The 15833-nt window shown below is 48.2% G+C and carries 10 protein-coding genes; 5 read left to right on the top strand and 5 right to left on the bottom strand.

Features of this window, described 5'->3' with window-relative positions; all coding sequences use genetic code 11:
* Positions 1-43: 43 nt before the first annotated feature.
* The 4 genes from MTO69_RS18740 (at position 44) to MTO69_RS18725 (ending at position 6709) form a co-directional block, all read left to right on the top strand.
* A complete protein-coding gene (locus MTO69_RS18740) occupies positions 44-1732 on the top strand; it encodes an L-lactate permease (RefSeq protein WP_248334927.1) in 1689 nt (562 codons plus the stop codon).
* A 150-nt stretch (positions 1733-1882) separates the two neighbouring features.
* Complete coding sequence (gene lldD, locus MTO69_RS18735) at positions 1883-3022, top strand: FMN-dependent L-lactate dehydrogenase LldD (protein ID WP_248334926.1); 1140 nt, start codon at positions 1883-1885, stop codon at positions 3020-3022.
* A 104-nt stretch (positions 3023-3126) separates the two neighbouring features.
* Complete coding sequence (locus tag MTO69_RS18730; RefSeq protein ID WP_248334925.1) at positions 3127-5964, top strand: FAD-binding and (Fe-S)-binding domain-containing protein; 2838 nt, start codon at positions 3127-3129, stop codon at positions 5962-5964.
* A 127-nt stretch (positions 5965-6091) separates the two neighbouring features.
* A complete protein-coding gene (locus tag MTO69_RS18725; protein ID WP_248334924.1) occupies positions 6092-6709 on the top strand; it encodes an esterase/lipase family protein in 618 nt (205 codons plus the stop codon).
* 34 nt (positions 6710-6743) lie between these two features.
* Here MTO69_RS18725 and MTO69_RS18720 read toward each other — a convergent pair whose 3' ends face one another.
* Positions 6744-9494, bottom strand: a complete 2751-nt coding sequence (locus MTO69_RS18720) for a M16 family metallopeptidase (RefSeq protein WP_248334923.1) — start codon at positions 9492-9494, stop codon at positions 6744-6746.
* 165 nt (positions 9495-9659) lie between these two features.
* On the opposite strand from MTO69_RS18720, the gene MTO69_RS18715 reads away from it, so the two are divergent.
* A complete protein-coding gene (locus MTO69_RS18715) occupies positions 9660-9998 on the top strand; it encodes an ArsR/SmtB family transcription factor (protein ID WP_248334922.1) in 339 nt (112 codons plus the stop codon).
* 9 nt (positions 9999-10007) lie between these two features.
* Here MTO69_RS18715 and MTO69_RS18710 read toward each other — a convergent pair whose 3' ends face one another.
* Genes MTO69_RS18710 through MTO69_RS18695 form a run of 4 tightly spaced genes read right to left on the bottom strand, consistent with a single transcriptional unit; the run spans position 10008 to position 15801 of the window.
* The gene (locus MTO69_RS18710) at positions 10008-10403 is read right to left on the bottom strand and encodes a GFA family protein (RefSeq protein WP_248334921.1); all 396 of its coding nucleotides are present in this window, start codon (positions 10401-10403) and stop codon (positions 10008-10010) included.
* Between the two features lie 22 nt (positions 10404-10425).
* Positions 10426-11295, bottom strand: coding sequence for a mechanosensitive ion channel family protein (locus MTO69_RS18705; protein ID WP_248334920.1), 870 nt, complete (start codon positions 11293-11295; stop codon positions 10426-10428).
* A 56-nt stretch (positions 11296-11351) separates the two neighbouring features.
* Positions 11352-12257 carry an OmpA family protein gene (locus MTO69_RS18700; protein WP_248334919.1) on the bottom strand — a complete coding sequence of 302 codons (906 nt, stop codon included), beginning with the start codon at positions 12255-12257 and terminating at the stop codon, positions 11352-11354.
* 10 nt (positions 12258-12267) lie between these two features.
* Positions 12268-15801 (bottom strand): hypothetical protein, encoded by a 3534-nt coding sequence (locus MTO69_RS18695; RefSeq protein WP_248334918.1) that lies wholly within the window; start codon positions 15799-15801, stop codon positions 12268-12270.
* Positions 15802-15833: the final 32 nt, after the last annotated feature.

Here is a 15833-nt window from a genome sequence, read left to right as displayed (position 1 = left end):
AGACTCCTAAGAGTCCTGATTGAAGAAAGTAAAGGACATACCAATGAGCGATACCCTACTAGCCCTCGTGGCTTTCTCACCGATCGTGGTGGCTGCCATACTCCTGGTCGGACTTAACTGGCCAGCAAAACGTGCCATGCCAATAGCTTTCGGCCTAACGGTTGTCATAGCCCTATTTGCCTGGGATATGTCGGCGACCCGTGTGCTTGCCTCGGTTTTCCAAGGCTTAGGCATTACCGTCTCAGTACTGTGGATAGTATTTGGCGCCATCTTCCTATTAAACACCCTCAAACACACTGGCGCCATTTCAACCATACGTAATGGCTTTACCAATATATCGCCCGACCGACGTGTGCAAGCGATCATTATCGCTTGGTGTTTTGGCTCATTTATTGAGGGAGCGTCGGGCTTTGGCACGCCAGCGGCCATCGCTGCGCCACTGCTAGTGGCCATTGGTTTTCCCGCACTGGCCGCAGTGTTGATGGGGATGATGATTCAATCTACCCCCGTCTCTTTCGGTGCGGTGGGTACGCCAATCATCGTTGGAGTGAATAAAGGCCTTGATACGCACAACATCGGTGAAGCCCTGATTGCCAATGGTTCAACGTGGGATGCTTATTTACAACAGATCACCTCAAGCGTTGCCCTTATTCACGCGGGTGTAGGTACTATGATCCCAGTGTTGATGGCAATGATGTTAACCCGCTTCTTCGGTAAAAACAGAAGTTGGACTGAAGGTTTGGACATTTTACCATTCGCGCTATTCGCTGGTCTTGCTTTCACGGTGCCTTACGCGCTCACTGGCGTATTGCTTGGCGCGGAATTCCCATCACTGATTGGCGGTTTGGTTGGCCTATCGATCGTGGTATCCGCAGCCAAACGCGGCTTCTTGGTGCCCAAAACCACGTGGGATTTTGAACAGGAAGACAAATGGCCCGCTGAATGGTTGGGCTCACTCAAGATTGAACTGGATGATATCAAAGCCAAGCCTATGAACATGGCACTTGCGTGGCTGCCTTATGTACTGCTCGCCGTAGTTTTGGTAGCAAGCCGCGTCAGCAGCGAGTTTAAAGCAATGTTGACTGGCGTCAGCGTGTCATTCTCCAATATTTTGGGTGAAACTGGCGTCAGCACCGCAATCCAGCCTCTCTACTTACCTGGTGGTATCTTGGTTTTTGTTGCCTTGGTTGCCGTCTTACTTCAATCACGTAGCGCAGCACCGCTGGCCAAAGCGTTCGGTGAATCGAGTAAAACTCTGATTGGCGCAGGTTTTGTGCTGGTGTTTACCATCCCAATGGTCCGTATTTTCATTAACTCTGGCGTCAATGCTGCCGACTTGGCCAGTATGCCGGTTACCACTGCGAACTTTGCTGCCGGTCTGGTTGGCGATGCCTTCCCTGCACTTAGCGCGACAGTCGGTGCGTTAGGCGCCTTTATTGCCGGCTCTAATACTGTCTCTAACATGATGTTTAGCCAATTCCAGTTTGAAGTGGCGCAAACTCTGACCATCTCAAGTGCGGTTGTGGTTGCTCTTCAAGCAGTTGGCGCCGCGGCGGGTAACATGATTGCGATTCACAATGTGGTTGCCGCATCGGCCACTGTCGGTTTGTTAGGACGTGAAGGCGCAACCCTGCGTAAGACCATTATCCCGACCATGTACTACTTATTGGTGACTGGTGTTGTTGGTCTGGTTGCCATTTACGGCCTGCAGATCACCGATGCGCTAATGTAAATCGCCACGGCGTTAATGCTCTCCAATCTAGCTACTGCGAATGTGAAAACGCTAGCAAAACGGTGAGTATTAACGCCAACTGCTTTAGATGTCGACCATACTAAGCCTTCAAGAGAAAGGTGTCGTACAACTCATTAATAGGATTGAATTATGATCATCTCTGCTTCGACTGATTACCGTGCAGCGGCGAAAGCCAAACTGCCGCCGTTCCTCTTTCATTACATCGATGGCGGCTCCTATGGGGAGCACACGCTCAGAAGAAACACCGAAGATCTTGCCGAGATCGCCCTCAAGCAACGCGTATTGAAAAACATGCAGGATCTTAGCCTAGAAACAGAGATTTTTGGTGAGCAGTTTTCTATGCCCATCGCTCTGGCACCGGTTGGCCTCACTGGTATGTACGCAAGACGCGGTGAGGTGCAAGCGGCGAAAGCAGCGGAAAACAAAGGGATTCCCTTTACCATGTCGACAGTTTCTGTCTGTCCAATTGAAGAGGTTGTGCCTGCCATTCAGCGTCCAATGTGGTTCCAACTCTACGTACTCAAAGACCGTGGTTTTATGAAAAACGTCCTAGAGCGCGCCAAAGCCGCGGGGGTCACTACGCTGGTGTTTACCGTGGATATGCCAGTGCCGGGCGCGCGCTATCGCGACATGCATTCTGGTATGAGCGGCCCTAATGCAGCGATGCGCCGCGTGTTTCAAGCGATGCGCCACCCAAGCTGGGCGGTGGACGTTGGCCTGTTAGGTAAGCCTCACGACTTAGGTAACATTTCAACCTACCGCGGCGAGCCAACCAAACTTGAAGACTACATCGGCTGGCTTGGCGCTAACTTCGACCCTTCAATTTCATGGAAAGATCTCGAGTGGATTCGCGAGTTTTGGGATGGTCCAATGGTGATCAAAGGCATTCTGGATGAGCAAGATGCCAAAGATGCCGTTAGCTTTGGCGCTGATGGAATCGTGGTTTCTAACCATGGTGGACGCCAGCTTGACGGTGTACTCTCAACCGCCAAGGCATTGCCCACCATCGCGGATGCCGTAAAAGGTGACTTGAAGATCTTTGTCGATTCAGGCATTCGAACTGGCCTTGATGTGGTACGCATGCTTGCCCTTGGCGCAGACTGCACCTTACTGGGTCGTTCTTTTATCTACGCTCTGGCGGCGCAAGGCCAAGCGGGTGTAGAAAACCTGCTCGACTTGTACGAAAAGGAGATGCGGGTCGCGATGACGTTGACAGGAGCGAAAAGCATTCACGATCTCAACCGAGACTCATTAGTCAACTTTAAGTAACTCTGCCGGGTGTCACGGTAAATCATTGACAGCTGTGACACCTTGTTTCTACTGACCACTAATCGAAAAATCATAAGGTCAGCAGCTAGCACAAGGAAGCCGACATGTCGAAACGTATCAATGACAACACCTACCTCCAACTCCAATCTCTACTCGCAGTCGAGATAGACGCGGAACGCATCGTGACCGAGGAGGCAAAGCGCCTCGCCTATGGTACCGATGCCAGTTTTTATCGTTTGGTGCCGAAAATCGTGCTGCGATTAAAAAGCCTAGATGAAGTCGTTTACGCGATTCAATGCTGCCGAGAGATGGAAGTACACTTTACGTTTCGCGCAGCGGGTACCAGTCTCTCCGGTCAGGCGGTCTCTGACTCTGTATTAATCACCCTGACCGATGATTGGCGCGGTCATCAAATCATTGATAATGGTGAAAAAATCATACTTCAGCCTGGAGTGATTGGCGCTGATGCCAACAAGTATCTCGCGCCTTTTCAACGTAAGATTGGCCCAGATCCTGCTTCAATTAACACCTGTAAAATCGGCGGTATCGCAGCCAACAACGCAAGCGGCATGTGCTGCGGTACCGCGCAAAACTCATACCGCACTATCGACAGCATCAAAGTGGTATTCAGCGATGGGACTCTGCTCGATACTAGTTGCAGCGACAGCATTGCTGCGTTTCGCGTAGCAAGGCCAGATATTATTGATGGACTGAACCGCCTTGTGGCAGAAACTCAAGCTAACGCCGAGCTAAGTGAACGCATCCGTCACAAATATCGCCTCAAGAACACCACAGGTTACGCACTGAACGCCTTGGTTGATTTTGCAGACCCGATCGAGGTTCTTGAGCACTTGATGATTGGCTCGGAAGGCACACTGGGTTTTATCGCCGAAATTACCTATAACACTGTGGTCGAGCATCCGTATAAAGCCTCTTCATTGTTGGTATTCGCCGATATTGAAGAAGCCAGTCGCGCGGTGACCACCTTATCGAAAACCCCTGTTGCGGCAGTAGAACTGATGGATGGCCGCGCCCTGCGCTCGGTAGCCGATAAGCCGGGAATGCCCGAATTTATTGCACAGCTTGATATTGAAGCTGCCGCGCTGTTAGTCGAGACCCACGCCAGTTGTCAGCACAGTATTGATGACCAGTGTCAGCAAATCATGGCATCGTTGGCTGACTACTCGATTATTGAATCCGTTCCCTTTACGCTCGATGCAAACATGGTCGCGACGCTGTGGGGTATCCGCAAAGGGATGTTCCCGGCCGTCGGCGCGGTGCGCGAAGTCGGTACCACGGTCATCATCGAAGATGTGGCGTTCCCGGTCGAGAACCTAGCCAACGGCGTTCGCGACCTGCAATCCCTGTTTGATAAGTACCATTACAACGAAGCGATCATTTTCGGTCATGCACTTGAGGGCAATTTGCACTTTGTCTTCACTCAAGGATTTGACTCGCAACAAGAGATCGATCGCTATGGTCAGTTTATGGATGATGTGGCCGAATTGGTGGCGGTTAAGTATCAGGGCTCTCTCAAAGCAGAGCATGGTACTGGACGCAACATGGCGCCGTATGTCGAGCTCGAATGGGGCAAAGACGGCTACCAACTCATGCAGCAAATCAAGACACTGTTTGATCCACAAGGTTTGCTCAATCCAGGGGTGATTATCAACGATAATCCTCACTCGCACATAGAAAACCTTAAGCCAATGCCCGCCGCCGATGACTTGGTTGACCGCTGTATTGAATGCGGTTTCTGTGAGCCCGTTTGCCCGTCTCGTACCTTAACCTTGTCGCCACGCCAGCGCATCGTGCTCTATCGTGAGTTACAAAGGCGACGTGCCGCCGGCGAACAGACCGCCGCCACAGAGCTTGAACACATTTTTGAGTACCAAGGTCTCGACACCTGTGCGGCGACTGGGTTGTGTGCGGACCGTTGTCCTGTAGGCATAAACACGGGTGATTTGGTCAAGCAACTGCGTACGGCCAAATACCAAAAATTCACCCCAATTGCCAAATGGACAGCGGACCATTTCGCAACCACCACCTCATTGACCCGCGCTTCGCTTAAAGCCAACCAAATCGCGGTGAAAGTGATTGGCGAAGGCGCGGTCAGTGGCCTGACAAATGGTCTGCGTAAGCTATCAGGAGGCAAAACACCTGTCTGGCTAGCCGAGACGCCACAATCAAATAGCCACAAGCTCGAACAAGCGATGGAGCTACTGGTGCGGTCCGACAAGAAAGTGGTTTACCTGCCCTCTTGCGCCTCTCGCACTATGGGCCAACAGACAAACGCTCAAGATCAGCGCAGTCTTACTGAGGTGACATTGTCACTTATTAAGAAAGCCGGTTTTGAGGTCATCATTCCCGAAGCGCTCAATGACCAGTGTTGTGGCATGCCATACGACAGTAAAGGCATGAATGAGGTGGCCGACAGTAAAGTCAAACAACTGGAAACAGCGCTGTGGAAAGCAAGTTATGAGGGAGAGTATCCCGTGCTGATGGATACCAGCCCGTGCGCCAAGCGAAGCATTGAACACTTCACTAAGCCGATGGAAATCCTCGAACCCACCGGCTTTGTCACCAAGTATCTCCTCGATCATTTGTCGATTACCCCAAAACAGGAAACGGTGATGTTACACGTAACCTGTAGTTCACGTCGTATGGGCTTGGAGGGCGATATGCAAGCTTTAGCCAAGGCCTGCGTTTCAAATGTGGTTGTGCCCGAACATATTGCCTGCTGTGGCTGGGCCGGTGACAAGGGCTTTACCACTCCAGAGCTGAATGAAGCAGCGGTACATCCCCTCAAGTCTCAAGTTCCTGCGGATTGCACTCGCGGCTTTAGTAATAGCCGTACTTGTGAAATCGGGCTTTCTCATCACAGTGGTATTCCTTACCAATCGATCCTCTACCTGGTCGATGAAGTCTCTGCTCCGCTATAACCCCTGTCAAACTAGGGCTGCGTCCATCGCAGCCCGCTCAAAAAACTTATCATCCCCAGTGCAGTTTTTGATGCTTTTCTTCGACGAAGATGATTAGATATCATCAGACGTCGGTGGGAGGACTCAGATGAAAATCATTATCTTACATGGTCTTTATATGCACGGAATGGTGATGAAACCACTTAGTTATAAGCTAAATGGCATGGGTTACCGAACTGAGGTACTCACCTACAATAGCCTCGCTATCGATGAGCAGCGAGTATTTAGCGATATTGATCGCGCCCTGTGCTCAAAAGGTAAAAACATTTTGGTCGGACACAGTTTAGGTGGGCTGATTATCAAGCACTACCTTAAAGCCAGGCAACCCTCCGCACGCCAAGTCTCTCATGTTTTAGCCATAGGCTCGCCGTTAAAAGGGGCATCCATCGCCTCTAAAATTCAGGATATAGGTTTAGGCGCAATTTTGGGCAACGCGCCCGACTTTGGCTTGACTCAGCACGAAGAGGATTGGGACTTTGAGCAAAAGCTAGGAAGCATTGCTGGCACATTGCCGATCGGCGCACGCTCGATTCTAATTAGTGATGATGACAAACGCTCGGATGGCACCGTGACAGTTGAAGAGACAAAAATTGCTGGAATGACCGATCACATTGAAATCAACAACAGCCACACCAGCTTAATTTATGGCGCATCGACCCTAGAGCAAATTCATCACTTTATCCAATACGGTCGATTCAAACGCTAGCGTAAAAAAGCAGCGATTTCTCGCTGCTTTCTCTTTATAGCTTCGGGGTTAATGTGTATTTGGTGGTGATAGCCTTATCACCAAAAGAGGCGGTAATACGTTGTTTAAACTCTTCCAATGTAATCGATTGGGTCATAGCATCAACATCGGTTAACGCCTCAACGCCATAACCATGCACCAAGTAGCGCGCATAAAACCAAGTACGGTCAACAGGCTCGTCCGCCAAAGGCGCTAAGGCAACACTCAACTGTTTAGCCACTAGGTCAAGGTCATCTTGAGTGACACTGCTAAGCATACTTTGCACAACTGTTACCACCGCTTGGTCGACTTTGTCCATATCGCTAGGGTTAACCTGAGCCTCAATTAACCAGTCAGTAATGGTTTCACTGTCTTGCGCGGCGCTAAAGGCGTCGGGCGCATAATCCAGACCTAACTCTTCACGTACATAGTCTGTAAGGCGTTTGGCTAGCAAACGTTGAATCATATCATCAATAAATGCAGTACGAGCGCTGGTAGCTGTGGCCGTTGGATTGGTCATACGCAGCAAATAGAAGCTGCTGTCCTCATTGTGAATCGGCATATCGATGCGAAACTGTGGCGTCAGATTCAGACCCACATCAATGGCCATAGTTGGTGTTTGCTCTAATGGAATCGCTGCAATGAACTGATTGATCAATGGCTCGACTTGCGCCGCGCTGAGGTCACCCACTATCACCAGCTTGTTATTACGGTTCACCGCAAACAGCTGTTGATAGACTTGTTCTATCTGTTGCTCATTAACCATTGATAACTCAGGCGCCGTCGCTAAACGGTGGTAGCTATTAGGTATATAGCTGTTTTTGTTGATCGCTGAGCCCCATTTACCGATCGGTGTCGCTAAGTAGTTTTGCAGATCTTCTATTTGCTCTCGCTTAACCACCTCAAGTTGGCGCGAGTCTACATTGCCATTCGTCACTGCGTTATAAATGACATTAAGCGCATCGATTAACTTTGATTTGGTCGTGGCCACCTCTAAGCCATGATGGGTATAGCTAATAAAGGGGTAGACTTCTATTGATTCTCTGGTGAGGTAGGCATCAAACTCGCTACCAGTAAACTCGCCTACTCCACTGCGTGTGATTACAGCTCCAGCCAAATCTTTTGCCGCTTGGAGCTCTTTACTTAGTGCGCTCGACCCACCTTGGCTGATGTACACCATCTGTACGTATTCGCCTGCAGTGCTATCCGCTTCAAACCACACCTCTACACCATTGGACAACGTCCAAACGCTGAAACCATCGTTCTCCTTGCTGCTGATAATGTCTCCTGCAGCGCTTGGCGATTTTAGCTCAGCGACTTGACTCGCCAACATAACGGGTTTTATCCCTGGTGTTGCAAATTGGGCTCTCAATTGAGGAACCTGGCTTTGCAAAGCGGTGACCGATGGGCTGTCTTCACCCGCTAAGATCAAAGCGTATTCACTAGACAGCAATTGTCGGATTTGCTGATTCAACCTTTCTTGAGTCGCTAACTGTAGCAGCGCTTCAAGGCTGCGCTGGTAATCGCGCTTAGACTGATTAGCGACGCCCTGTGTCTGGCTCGCCACCATGGTCTCGACTAACTCGATACTGGTTTGCTGTTGCCAGTTGTAGTCTAAATTGTCTAACTGCTGGCGATAGCCACTCAATGCGGTTTCTCGCTCCTGTTCACTGATACCAAAATCACGCAGTGCCGCTAAAGTCGACGCCAACATTTGTTGCGCTTCAACACGCTCCGACTCCGCAAAGCCGACATGCAAATAACTGTATCGGTGATAATTAATATAGTCACTGCCAACAGAGAGCCCTTGCAGAGGAATCGCTGCATCATTAAACGCCGAATCCAAGCGATTAAAAATCAAGCTCTGTGCTATGTCATCTAGCCAGGTATCCAGCAGTTGTTGGCGATTTTGAATAATCGCGCTTCCTCTATCAACCATCAGCCCAATACTAGACGAGTCATATTCGCCAGTTAGATTGACATAGTCGCTCGGCGTTATCTCAATCTCTTGTTTATGGTTACTAGGCGGCTCATTATTGGGTTGCCAGCTCGAGAACTGCTTTTCAATTAACGACTTGGCTTCACTAACACTGATGTCACCGCTAATGATGATCTCGGTATACTGAGGATGGTACCAAGTTTGGTAAAACTCGCGAATACTCTCTGCGCTGGCATTATTGACCGATTCTTTGCTGCCAACAGGGTCCATATCAGCGAGTGGTGTGCCAGCAATTAAATCATCGTAATGCTTCTCGGCAAATGAACGATTCTCCGGCCGCGCTCGGCGAATCTCGCCTCGAATCACGCCTTTTTCTTTTTCGATTTCAGCCGCGTCTAAGGTGAGGCCATCAGCGATATCTCTCATCCACACCATAGCGGTAGGCAACTGACTGCGGTCAGGAAGGTCAAGCTCATACACGGTTTCATAGTAAGAGGTATAAGCGTTAATGTCAGAACCGAAGGTTAAGCCTGCTTGTTCAAACATAGCGACCACGCCTTGGCTTGATAGATTTTTCGAACCATTGAATGCCATGTGTTCGAGAAAGTGAGCGTAACCGCGCTGTTGGTCCGTCTCCTGCGCTGAACCAACATGGAACAACAAGCGCAAAGAAACTGGTTCGGACTCTTCAAGCGGGTAGATGTAAAAACGCATGCCGTTTTCGAGTTGGCCAGATGTCCAATCTGGGTCTCGCTCTATCGGAGTTTCAATCTTGGGCTGACTACAGCCAACTAATATAAATAATAATAAAAAGAATAATTTACGCATAGCCATACTACTTTGTTATTGGTCTGCGTCCGACTATACATCAAGACAATCAATGTGGTTATTGATTTCGTTGTGGGCTGGCAAAAATTAGGTAGCATGTTGCAGATCTGATACCTTCGGCATAAGATCATAAGGGTAACAATCGATTGATCAAGAGGCAGCTAAATGGACGGCGGCAACAATCCCAATCCGACCTCGCCCCCTTTAACAGAGACCCAATCTGAGCAGCAACGAGTATTGGCAAAACAAGCCAAGGCACTCTCTCATCCTGTGCGGGTTCGTATTGTTAAGATTTTAATCGATTTAGACAAACAAGGCGGCTGTTTGAACCATGATATTGTCGAGCAACTGGGATTGGCACAGTCAACGGTTTCTGAGCACTTGCGGGTACTAAAAAGTGCTGGGTTTGTTCGCACGCAGCAAATACCGCCTAGGGTGTGTTATCGCATCAATAAGCAGGCTCTGAGCGACTTTTCACAGCTGTTTCATCAACTGTTTGGCTGAAGGTGTTTATTAACGGTCTGCGGGATGATTGACCCCATCGTGAGTCACGATTTCACCGAGATCAAACGGGTTCACGCCGACTAAGCAACCAACATTGTACCCGTATTCATCTGGGCAAGAACGGCGTTGGTGATGCGTATAGATACCGCACACAGAACAAAAATAGTGCTTCGCGGTTTTGGTATTGAATTGATAAAGGGTTAGAAGGTGTTCGCCTTCCAGTATGCGTATTCCATCCAGCTTCACCGACGCAACAATGGCCCCTTTTCGCCGACAAATCGAGCAATCGCAACGTCTTGGCTTTTCAATCCCATTCGGTAAAGCGAGCTCAAGTTTAACGCTTTCACAATGGCAGGTTGCGATATGCTTGTCGCCAATCTGAGTATTTCCTACTTGTTTGATCATACACACTTCCTTGTGTTGAAACCTAGGGGCTGGTGGCTAACTCAGCTTTTGCTGCATCCGCCGGAAAACGCTCTTCATACAGCGCCATAAAATCTGCACGTATCTCTTGCTCTAAGTGAACCGCTTTGTCAGTAGGACAGAAAAGCATGATATGGACAAACTGTTCACCCGTTGCCCCACTGGTGATATGAATGTGCGCCTCAGAGCCGGGCAAGTCTACCCCTGCGTGCTTTTCTATCATCGAGTTATAACGCTTGGCCACATCGTGAAAATAGTGGGTATGTTGCTCAATTTTCTCGCTTAACACTGGCAGCAGTGGGTAGAGATTGACAAAATCTCGCACAACAATAGAAAAGTTATGAAAAACATAACGTTTCATAAAGTTGAGGTTCTTTACTGGATAGGTAAAAAACATACTGTTAGGTAAGGTGATGGTCTTACCCGTGTAATGATATTGACCATGGTGTAGGTCAATCTCTTGAATCACTGTCGCCATGATATTGTGCTCTATCACCTCGCCACAGGTTTTTCCTACCTCAATCCAGTCGCCGATGCGAAACGAGCGAGAGCTGGCACGTTGAATGGAGCCGGTGAAGCAGAGAATGATCTCCTTCGACGCGACCACTATAGCGACTGCAATAGCAGCGACCGAAAACGCGAATTCACTGATTTCCGATTGCCACAACACAAACAGCGTCAATACAGTAATGATGAAGGTGCCATTTTTGGTCCGCGACATCCAATTGCGTTGTTTTTCAGACACAAAGGCCACTTCGCCACGTATCTTTGATAGCACTAGCTTTCTCATCAGCGAAATGGTGATGATGATCAGTGCACTAAACACCAACTTATGAGTTAGAAGAAAATCAATAACGACCTGCGCTTTCTCCACTCGATACTCCTAATAGATCAATAAAAAGGGGCGCTATGCCCCTTGAGAGACTTCACTTATTCTTGAATTAGATCGGGGAGCTCACCCTGTTTAAAAACAACAAATGCCCGACGATTTAATGCATTAGATTCAAGGTCTTGTTGTTGTGTTATCGGGGCGAGTTCGCCAAAGGCTTTAACTTCCCATACAAATTGCGTTGGGTCTAGCTTGGTCTGTAAATAGTGCTGCACAGATTGCGCTCTTTGTGTCGCGAGCTTTTGGTTGTAACTAATTGCCCCCTGGTAGTCGGTATGCCCTGCAATCAATACGCGTCCATTTAGGCCGCGTAAGTTGTCGGCGAACTCATCCAGCGATTGCCGGTCTAAATCGCTTAGTTGGGCATCGTCAAAAGCAAAATGGGATGTCATTGCTACATACACTTTGCGCTCTGGCTCTGGTGGTGCACAAAATGCATTTTCCTGCTGAGTTTGAGTCTGCTCGAACACGACATACGCACGCCTATTTTGCGCGTTGGCCTGAACAGAGGTGCCTTCAACGATAGGACGAGACTCCCCGTAGTACTTTACCTCCCAATCGTAGCGCGAAGCATCCAACTTGATTTGCATGTACGCTTTTATTGATTCAGCTCTACGCAAAGATAGCCTTTGGTTATAGTCATCGTCACCCTGATAATCGGTGTGACCGACTATCGAAATCTGACCATGATATTTACCAATACTGGTGATCAACTGGTCTATCTGTTGTTGATCAGCAGGTTGTAGCTCGGCCTTGTCAAAGGCAAAGTGAGAAGCGACTGCGATGCGAATATCTCGCTCTGGGACGATACACTCTCGAATTAAAAACTTCTCTACGAGTGGGTCGCCAAACTTATCCAAGTTCTCTTTACTTACATAAGTGTCGGTTGCACACGCGCTGAGGATCAGGGAAATCAACGCTACGCCATACTGTTTTAAACCTGTCATCGATTTATCCTCAGATCTTACCAATTAAGTTGATAAACACGCCTCGGGCATCGTAGTCATCGTCGTTCGCTAAGTTGCCGTCAAAACCTGAAAAGTTGTAACCAATCCCGACCTTAAAGTTGTCGGATAGGTGCTTGTTGACGGAGATTAACGCACCATGCTCGAGTTCATCGTTGAGTGTGTCTGTCTTCCAGTGATATTCGCCGGTGACATCCCACTCTTTAATCACGTGATAAGACGTGCTCAGGCCATAGAGATTAATGTTGCTCTCAACAATTTCCACGTTTCCAGAGGCACGTTCGAAGTCTTCTTTCTTATCTTTATGCGCGTATTTGGCACCTACATCCACTTTAGCGTTCACTGAGTAAATCCCTTCTACCTCTATAATATGGGACTCTTGATTGCTGTAATCGACATCACGATCAAGGTTATCCATGTCTGCTATATAGGTGTAACGGCTAAGCAGGTTTAGTCTGTCGTTGTAAATCGGTCGGTAAGCCAGCCCCCCCGTGGCTTCTACAAAGCGCTCTAAGGTTTGGTTTGTTTGCTTGCTGGTTGACTTGGAATAATTGAACTTAGCAAACAAAGTATACTCTTCGGTTAGGTTGTGCGTATAGCGATTGGTCGTCACGAACTGGTCAATACGTCGCTTAGTCACATCAACATTTTCATTTCCTTTATCGACTCGATACTCTATCTTGTGTCTGAGGTTAACATCATCAATATCGCCATTTGCCGTAAAGGTGACCGCCTTGCGTTCAGTAACCTCTAACTTAGACGGATCGCTTGCGTTTTTCTTCTCAATTTGACCCTGCTGGTAACCTATGCCAAAGTCGACATCATCACTCATGTCGTAGCCGAAACCAAATGAGTCGATCCGTCCTTTTCCGTTGTTCTCATCAACAAACTGATTTTCTTGATAAAAGTCGACATTGGAAGTCAGGTCAGCTCGCTGGCCTACTACCAGATTGTTTTTGCCTTCGTAATTATCATCAACATAGGTAATGTATGGAGTATAATTTTCGGTAATGTCGTAACTGACTGTTGCTTCAGTCGCCTCCCCTCGATCGCCAGTGGTGTATTGCGCACCAAGTGACAGATCTTGAAATACACGGAACTCAGTACCCACCGAAACACTGTCGTTATCATCGTACTGACTGGTTTTATCAACGGTCGACTGACCCTTAACGTAAACGCTGTTGTCGCTATCCCAAATATAGTCCGCTCTTAAACCGGCTAACGTTCCCTTGCCTTTTTTGTTTTCACGATTGAGCTCATCAACTTGCTTAGCTGCAGCAGACAGTTTTACGTGATCGGTTAACTTAAACTGAGCTTCCAGTTCAGCCTGTTGGGTATCGGTCTCTTTAGTGCCGTCAAGCTCCGTTTCTTCAATCGACGTATATCGAGTCGCAAAGCTCAATCGATCCGATGCTTGCAATCTTAGCTCTGTACCATAGGACAGTTGCTCTAAATCATCACTCTGACTGGCATAACTGTAGCCCGCATCTTTAGATTTATACCAAGCTTTCACATCGTTACCCACCGCGCCAAAGGTGCTAGGTGCGATGTCGTATAAACTAGCCACACCCTTGATCTGAATCGAGTCACCTTTGCGCTCATCGAAGCCTTCACCAATTGGAGTGAAGGTCAAACCGCCATCAAAGGAGACAAAGTTAGAGTCGGTTTGACGACCTTCACTATGGGCCCATTCCGCTTTGATGTATGTCCCTTCGGTTGCGCGTAAGGTTAAATCAGCGCCAGATGATTGATAATCTTGGGCATCACGCTCTTCCGTGGCGTAATTAAGGCCAACACCCACATAGTCGTTTAACCAGCCTTTGGCACGACCGCCATAGGTAAGCGATTCTTTTACCGCTGAGCCTTTGGGCACATACTCATAGTCAACCGCCAGATAATTTTCAAAACCATCGGTAGGGGTATCATCGATTACACTACCAAAGCTATCGGAGATGATATTGCTCAGCGGACGCAATAAGATGATGCGCCCTTGATACGGGTTAATTTCATAGTCCCGTCCGGACTGGAGTGGTACTTCTCGCTCCGAGATTCCCGAGTCTTTATTCACTACCTTAACGTAGACTTTATCGCTTCCCGGTACTAATTCTCCATGGCGCAAGAAATACAACGAGCCGCCTGTACCGAGAAACTCATCGTGTGCAAACGATGAATCAGCGGAAGCAGCAAAGCCCACAATATTGAGTCTGTCCTCGCCATATTTGGTGGTGGAACGGGTGCGGTAATCCCCCTTAAAACCATACAAACTACGGTTATAGTCGTTATTGTCTGTACCTGTGAGACCTGTGTTGTAATTGCCCCATAGTACCCGCGATTTATCGTACTCTAGGTCGAGATAGACTTTACCTTTAGTATTGACCACCTTTTTAATGTTGGCGCCATCACCGTAATCACCATAATAGAGTTCGTCATCCTCTTCTAAAATGTCGAAAACTGTTGAGCTTTCTGCAGCAAATGGATGATTAAAGATGTCTTTTATACGACCATTTTTACTATCGAAGTGGGTGGTCAATCTCAGTTTGTCGCCAAACTTGCCTTGACTAAAGTAAGCGATTCGCCCTTGGTTATATATGTCGTATTGGTACTGATCATTAACCCTAAGCGCGCCAGTACTACCCGTTACTTCATTCCTACCGATATACACATCGGCCAAGCCAGCTTGGGCGTAATACACATCGGGGATACGCACATATAACTGATAACGGCGCTCATCACCGTTATCAAAGATAACTTTTGTTGGGAAAAGATAAGCATCCGCAGGTAAGAACTGCTCGGCGTAGAGTTCTCCGTCTTCAACTTCAAACTCATCTTCACCAATCACGACCTTGTCGACACCTTTAAGCCCAGTACCGATAAATTTTGCCAGACCTGAATTAGTGGGAATGTTGTGCCGCATTAGCTGAGCACGACCAAAGCTTCGCGCCAACTGCTCTTCACTTTGGTTACGATCAATATCGACTTCGGAATCGGGACGAACCAAATCAATAACACCGATGGTGGTGATATCCATATTGTCGTCTTTGTCCCACGCCTTGAATCTGAATTGCAACTGATTACCGACTTCAAATGCGTAGTCGATATCGGTACTACCATCCCAACTGATATCGATGTCGTTCGCCACCTCGGTACCTTCAATCACTTTAAGTGGCTGAGATAAACTACGATCTTCACCTCGGAAGATCTCGATTTGGTAGCGCTTCATGTAGTAGCTGTAGTTTGAGCTGACCGTAAAATTGACCGAATCCGATAGCTTGCCTTGATCAACCTCCAGTTCATCACTGACACTGACATCCAATACAGGCTCAAAACGAGTGATATCCCGGCTGGCCCAAATCGCACCTTCATCAAGGTAGATGCGTGAGCTATCTTCTTGCTGATGGACCTCAACCTCGATGCCGGTGGTATCGGTATCAAGCTTTTGCAACTGACTAGTATCTTTTGCCACTGCCATTATCGGAATGGCAGCGACAATACTTACTGCCAAACGTGTCATGTTGAATGTTTTCATAATTCTTCCACCAATCGCGTTTGTTTGTCGTT

The organism is Vibrio sinaloensis, from assembly GCF_023195835.1.
Lineage (GTDB): Bacteria > Pseudomonadota > Gammaproteobacteria > Enterobacterales > Vibrionaceae > Vibrio > Vibrio sinaloensis_C.
This window is presented reverse-complemented; position numbering and strand designations above follow the sequence as displayed.